7 protein-coding genes and 1 pseudogene are annotated in these 6,366 nt (G+C 70.3%); 3 read left to right on the forward strand and 5 right to left on the reverse strand.

Annotated features, from left to right (window positions below; all coding sequences use genetic code 11):
- Window positions 1-17: 17 nt before the first annotated feature.
- The 4 genes from ABT360_RS08125 to ABT360_RS08140 form a co-directional block, all read right to left on the reverse strand.
- Window positions 18-644 (reverse strand): hypothetical protein, encoded by a 627-nt coding sequence (locus ABT360_RS08125; protein ID WP_351812503.1) that lies wholly within the window; start codon window positions 642-644, stop codon window positions 18-20.
- A 137-nt stretch (window positions 645-781) separates the two neighbouring features.
- Complete coding sequence (locus tag ABT360_RS08130) at window positions 782-1,174, reverse strand: tetratricopeptide repeat protein (protein ID WP_351812506.1); 393 nt, start codon at window positions 1,172-1,174, stop codon at window positions 782-784.
- 103 nt (window positions 1,175-1,277) lie between these two features.
- Entirely contained in the window at window positions 1,278-1,901 is a 624-nt protein-coding gene (gene coaE / locus ABT360_RS08135; RefSeq protein ID WP_351812509.1) for a dephospho-CoA kinase, read from the reverse strand.
- Window positions 1,902-1,999: 98 nt separating this feature from the next.
- Window positions 2,000-2,938 (reverse strand): PAC2 family protein, encoded by a 939-nt coding sequence (locus tag ABT360_RS08140; protein WP_351812512.1) that lies wholly within the window; start codon window positions 2,936-2,938, stop codon window positions 2,000-2,002.
- Window positions 2,939-3,143: 205 nt separating this feature from the next.
- Between ABT360_RS08140 and ABT360_RS08145 the strand changes: the two are divergent.
- Window positions 3,144-3,365, forward strand: a pseudogene (locus tag ABT360_RS08145) (right-handed parallel beta-helix repeat-containing protein); the annotation flags it as partial.
- A gap of 85 nt (window positions 3,366-3,450) precedes the next feature.
- Here ABT360_RS08145 and rpsA read toward each other — a convergent pair.
- Window positions 3,451-4,953 (reverse strand): 30S ribosomal protein S1, encoded by a 1,503-nt coding sequence (gene rpsA, locus ABT360_RS08150; protein WP_215181198.1) that lies wholly within the window; start codon window positions 4,951-4,953, stop codon window positions 3,451-3,453.
- Between the two features lie 371 nt (window positions 4,954-5,324).
- On the opposite strand from rpsA, the gene ABT360_RS08155 reads away from it, so the two are divergent.
- Window positions 5,325-6,119 (forward strand): class I SAM-dependent methyltransferase, encoded by a 795-nt coding sequence (locus ABT360_RS08155; protein ID WP_351812516.1) that lies wholly within the window; start codon window positions 5,325-5,327, stop codon window positions 6,117-6,119.
- Window positions 6,119-6,366 (forward strand): hypothetical protein (locus tag ABT360_RS08160; protein WP_351812544.1); only part of this gene is annotated, 248 nt, incomplete at its 3' end. The genes ABT360_RS08155 and ABT360_RS08160, both read left to right, overlap by 1 nt.

The following is a 6,366-nucleotide window of genomic DNA, read 5'->3' on the forward strand; positions in this document are numbered from 1 at the left end:
CACCGCAGGTGAGCTCCTCAGTACAGGTGCACGTTGACGCCGAGGAGCCCCAGGCCGGTGTCGGCCGCTTCGCGCCAGCAGCGCAGTGGGCCGTCCAGGACCGGCTCGTCGTCCGGGAGGTCGTCCAGCCATATCCGTTCCTCGGCCGCCACCCGCTCGACGGGGGTGAACCCGAGGGCCTCCTCGACGGCGGGCAGGCTCCGCCGCACCTCCTCGGCCGTCAGCGCGAAATCCCCGCACCAGCCGGGCAGCAGGGCAGCACGCTCGGGGCCGATCGCGTGGAACAGTGCGCTCACCGCGTAGTCCTTGCGGTAAAAGCCCAGGTACGGCCGGACCGCGTCGTCGGCACCCTCCCAGAGGTCGTACAGGTGGACACCGCGGTCCCCGGAACAGTGCAGCTCATCCAGCGGGATCATGGACGTGAGGCGGAGGAACGAGGTGATCGCCTCGTGCTTGCCCGGCAGCTGCCGCAGGGCATCCCAGTCCCGGTGGTCCGGGAGCGGATCGGCACACCAGGCCCGCCAGGCCCGCCGGGTCTCCGGAAACTGCCGGTGGCGCTCGATCCGCGGAAGCACATGGGGGCGTACGTCCGCCATGACATCATCCGGATGCGCTGTGACCGCCCAGGCCGAGGTGAATCCCATCGTCGTGTCCTTCCCCCGCGTCAGCTTGCGTCCACGACGTTACGGGGCGGCTCTGACAACGCCCTTGACCTGGGGAAACAGACGGGACGTACGACGGGACCCAGGCCGGGGACCGCGGGGCACAGGGGCGGCGGGGGTCATTCCTCGGGGGGCACATCGGCCGGGAAGTCGACCGGGAAGCGTGCCGCCTCCAGGTACTCCGGCTTCGGGTCGAGGGCGGCGGCGAGGCGGAAGTGGCGCTTGGCCTGGTCGGGACGGCCGGAGCGCTGGAAGGTGCGGGCGAGGGCGAAGTGCGCGAACGCGTTGTCCGGCTCCCGCTCCAGCACCAGCTCGAACTCCAGCTCGGCGGGTCGCAGCTGGGCCGCCGCGAAGAAGGCCCGGGCGCGCAGCAGGCGGGCGGCGGTGTTCTCGGGATGGGCGGCGATCACGGAATCGAGGAGCTTGACGGCCCCGCGCGGGTCCCGGGCGGCGAGCAGCTGCTCCGCCGCGCGGTAGTCGATGACGTGGGTCTCCGGGTTGGTCTCGGGCACCTTCGCATCCTTCCCTCACTGCGGCGGTTCAACATGGGCGGGACGGGCCGTATTCCTCCCGCCCGGCCCGGCTCCCCCTACCGGCTCACCCGTTCCGGCGCGCTCACACGCCTGGGGCGGCCGGTGGACGGGCGGCGGCCCGTTCGGTCAGCTGCGCCCAGATCTTGCGGACCTGGGGTTCCAGCTCCTCGAGCGGACCGTCGTTGTCGATGATCAGGTCCGCGACGGCCAGCCGCTGCTCCCGGGTGGCCTGGACGCTCATCCGGGCACGGGCCTCGTCCTCGGTCATGCCGCGCAGCCGTACGAGCCGGTTCAGCTGGGTCTCGGGGGAAGCGTCGACGACCACGACGACGTCGTAGAGCGGTGCCAGGCCGTTCTCCGTGAGCAGCGGTACGTCGTGGACGACCACCGCGTCCGGCCCGGCGGCGGCTTCGAGCTCCGCCGAGCGGGCGCCGACGAGAGGGTGGACGATGCCGTTCAGTGTGGCCAGCCGCTCGGCGTCGGAGAAGACGATCGAGCCGAGTCTGGGGCGGTCGAGGGTGCCCTCGGCCGTGAGGATGTCCGGTCCGAACGCCGCCACGACGGCCGCGAGCCCGGGTGTTCCGGGCTCGACGACCTCGCGGGCGATCTTGTCGGCGTCGACGATCACCGCCCCGTACGAGGAGAGCAGCCGCGACACCTCGCTCTTTCCGGCGCCGATTCCGCCGGTCAACCCAACCTTCAGCATGGCGGAAGCCTAGGCCCTTGGCCGGGCAGATCCCCAAGGGCCCCGGGCGGAACCCAGGCCTTCGCCGGGAAGCCTCCCCACGGCTCGCCGGACGGACCCTAGAGGTCGCCCTCCCGCTCGGCCAGGAACCGTTCGAATTCGCGGCCGAGCTCGTCCGCCGACGGCAGGTCCACCGGTTCGGCGACCAGGCTGCCGCGCGTCTCGGCACCGGCCATCGCGTCGTACTGGTGCTCAAGCCCCTGGACGAGCGCGGTCAGCTCTTCGTCGCCCTCCCCGATCTGGCGCTCGATCTCGGTCTGGGTGCGCTGGGCCTCCGTGCGCAGGGTGTGCGCGACGCCGGGCAGGACCAGGCCCGTCGCCGCCGTGATGGCCTCCAGGGCGGTCAGTGCCGCGTCCGGGTAGGTGGACCGGGCCACATAGTGCGGCACGTGGGCGGCGACACCGAGGACGTCGTGCCCGGCCTCCATCAGCCGGTACTCGATCAACGACTCGGCGCTGCCCGGTACCTGCGCCTCGTCGAACGGACTGCGGTGCCCCGGCATCAGGTCCGTGCGGTTGCCGTGCGGCGTGAGGCCGACGGGACGGGTGTGGGGGACGCCCATGGGGATGCCATGGAAGTTGACCGAAAGCCGCACCCCGAGCCGCTCGACGATCTGCCGTACAGCCACGGCGAACCGCTCCCACTCCACGTCCGGCTCGGGCCCGGACAGCAGCAGGAAGGGCGCCCCCGTGGCGTCCTGGACGAGCCGGACCTCGATGGCCGGGGTCTCGTATCCGCTCCAGCGGTCGCGCTTGAAGGTGAGCAGGGGACGGCGCGCCCGGTAGTCCACGAGCCTGTCGTGGTCGAAGCGGGCCACCACCTGGTGGGGCAGCGAGTCCAGCAGACGGTCGACGATCTGCTCGCCGGCCTCACCCGCGTCGATGTATCCGTCGAAGTGGTAGAGCATGACCAGGCCGGCCGACTCCTGGGCCAGCGCCGTGTCGACGACGGCCAGGCCCTTCGGCTCCCACGCGTACAAATCCTGCGGATCAAGCACGATTACCGCTCCTCCTCGTGTTCGTAGGGAAGAACGTCACTCGCCGTACAGGCATTCCCCACCGAGGGCGCCGGTCCGGCCGGCCACCCCGGACGGGGAGCGCCCCGAGGGCCCTTGGTCCAGACCTTGACATGCCCACACCCCCTCCCTACCGTCACCAGGCAGTACACGCGTTCAGAAATCCGCCCAGCGTACGCGCCGCGACACCCTCAACAACGGCTTCGAGGTCCACACCCAGCAGAGCGGCTGGGGCTGCGGCACGGTCTTCCGCGCCAACACGTCCGACCTGACCGGCGCCACGGGCGCCCACCGGTACGCCATCCACGCCCCGCACCATTCGTCGTCGTGCCGGACGACGGTCTACGCGGACAACACCCGCACCGGTGGCCGCGGCCTGGTCACACCGGGCGTGCCGGTCACGGGCTGAACACACGACTGAGGCCCGCCCCCTTCCGGGGACGGGCCTCAGTGCTGACTAGCTACTGCTTCCGCTCAGCGAGCGAGCCGGAGCTTCAGCTCTGGCCGCCGGCCAGCTTCTCGCGGAGGGCAGCCAGGGCCTCGTCCGACGCCAGGGCGCCGGAGTTGTCGTCCGACTCCGAGGAGTACGAGCCACCGGAGGCACCCGCCGGGGCACCGGCCGGAGCGGCGGTGCCACCCTCGGCAGCGGCGGCCTCGTCGGCCTCGCGGGACTTGATGACCTGGGCCTGGTGCTGCTCGAAGCGCTGCTGCGCCTCGGCGTACTGGGTCTCCCACGCCTCGCGCTGGGCCTCGTAGCCCGGCAGCCAGTCGTTGGTCTCCGGGTCGAAGCCCTCGGGGTAGATGTAGTTGCCCTGGTCGTCGTACGACGCGGCCATGCCGTACAGGGTCGGGTCGAACTCGACCGAGGCCGGGTCGGCACCGAAGGACTCGTTGGCCTGCTTCAGCGAGAGGCTGATGCGGCGGCGCTCGAGGTCGATGTCGATGACCTTGACGAAGATCTCGTCGTTGACCTGGACGACCTGCTCCGGGATCTCCACGTGGCGCTCGGCCAGCTCGGAGATGTGGACCAGACCCTCGATGCCCTCGTCCACGCGGACGAACGCACCGAACGGAACCAGCTTGGTGACCTTACCCGGGACGACCTGACCGATCTGGTGCGTACGGGCGAACTGCTGCCACGGGTCCTCCTGCGTCGCCTTCAGCGACAGGGAGACACGCTCGCGGTCCATGTCCACGTCGAGAACCTCGACGGTGACCTCCTGGCCGACCTCGACAACCTCGGACGGGTGGTCGATGTGCTTCCAGGACAGCTCGGAGACGTGGACCAGACCGTCGACGCCACCCAGGTCCACGAACGCACCGAAGTTGACGATCGAGGAGACGACGCCGGAGCGGACCTGACCCTTCTGCAGGGTGGTGAGGAACGTCTGGCGCACCTCGGACTGGGTCTGCTCGAGCCAGGCGCGGCGGGACAGGACCACGTTGTTGCGGTTCTTGTCCAGCTCGATGATCTTCGCCTCGAGCTCCTTGCCCACGTAGGGCTGGAGGTCGCGGACACGGCGCATCTCGACGAGGGAGGCCGGCAGGAAGCCACGGAGGCCGATGTCGAGGATGAGACCACCCTTGACCACCTCGATGACGGTGCCGGTGACGATGCCGTCCTCTTCCTTGATCTTCTCGATGGTGCCCCAGGCACGCTCGTACTGGGCGCGCTTCTTCGAGAGGATCAGGCGGCCTTCCTTGTCCTCCTTCTGGAGAACAAGGGCCTCGATCTCGTCGCCGACCTTGACGACCTCGTTCGGGTCGACGTCGTGCTTGATCGAGAGCTCGCGGCTCGGGATGACACCTTCGGTCTTGTAACCGATGTCGAGCAGGACCTCGTCCCGGTCGACCTTCACGATGACGCCGTCGACGATGTCGCCGTCGTTGAAGTACTTGATCGTCTCGTCGATCGCTGCGAGGAAGGCTTCCTCGTTACCGATGTCGTTGACCGCAACCTGCGGGGTGGTGGCGGTGGTCTCGGTGCTGCTCGTCATGTGGGAAAGGGCTCCGGTACGGACATTGAAGTCGTAGGTACTGCTACGCCGTGAGCCCGTATCGCAGCTGAAGAAGCCGGACAGCCAAGGAAGCGCCCATCCCCGCCAGGGGAGGCGCCTCGACAACCGAGGGGACATACAACAGATGCGAGCGCGACCTGCTCCGTCTGAGGCGCGCAGGCCCGCAGCGCAACCTTTAGCATACGGGGACGGCCGGACACGGTCAATGCGCGAAGGCGCACACCCGGGGCAGAACGTCACATACCCGGCACATTTAAAGTTTCCCAAGGCCATCGTGGCCGCGACTGCCGCCTCCCGAGGAGCACCTCGCTCCCCCGGAGAGCAGTGCGCAACCTACAACGGCGGGCGGGATGATCCAAGAGTACGAGCCTGAAGCCACTCGGCGCCACGCCGGTGACCTGGAAAGCAGCCGGGCGAGCCGCGGCTGGTGGGACCGGAACGCGGACGAGTACCAGAGCGAGCACGGGTCGTTCCTGGGGGACGACCGGTTCGTGTGGGGGCCGGAGGGGCTGGACGAGGCCGAGGCGGGCCTCCTGGGGGACGTCGCGGGGCTCGACGTACTGGAGATCGGCGCGGGCGCCGCCCAGTGCTCGCGCTGGCTGGCCTCCCGGGGTGCCCGTCCCGTCGCGCTGGACCTCTCCCACCGGCAGCTCCAGCACGCGCTGCGCATCGGTGAGGACGTGCCCCTGGTGGAGGCCGACGCCACCGCGCTGCCCTTCAGGGACGGCTCCTTCGACCTGGCGTGCTCGGCGTACGGGGCGGTGCCCTTCGTGGCCGATCCGGTGCGGGTCTTCCGGGAGGTGCGCAGGGTGCTGCGGCCGGGCGGGCGGTGGGTGTTCTCGGTGACCCATCCGATCCGGTGGGCCTTCCCCGACGAGCCGGGGCCGGAGGGCCTGTCGGTGTCCGCCTCCTACTTCGACCGCACCCCTTATGTGGAGCAGGACGAGGAAGGCGACGCCGTGTACGTGGAGCACCACCGCACCATCGGGGACCGGGTGCGGGACGTCGTGGCGGGCGGGTTCCACCTGGTCGACCTGGTCGAGCCGGAGTGGCCCGCCTGGAACACCCAGGAGTGGGGCGGCTGGTCCCCCTTGCGCGGAAACCTGATCCCGGGCACGGCGATCTTCGTGTGCGAGCGCGCGTGATGCGGCTCCGGGACGAGGCCCTCGGCCTTCCCGTACGTACCGCCCTGCCGGCCCTGGAGCGGGCGCTGGACGGGCACGGGGCGGCGGTGCTGTGCGCGCCGCCCGGGACCGGCAAGACGACGCTGGTGCCGCTGGCGCTCGCCGGGCGGGGTGCGCGGGTGCTGGTCGCCACCTGGATGGCCACCACCGAGGAGGGCATCAAGGCCCGGATAGCCTCCGGCACCTCCAGCGCCTTCCCCGCGGCCAC

This window comes from Streptomyces sp. NPDC000229 (genome assembly GCF_040300825.1).
GTDB lineage: Bacteria > Actinomycetota > Actinomycetes > Streptomycetales > Streptomycetaceae > Streptomyces.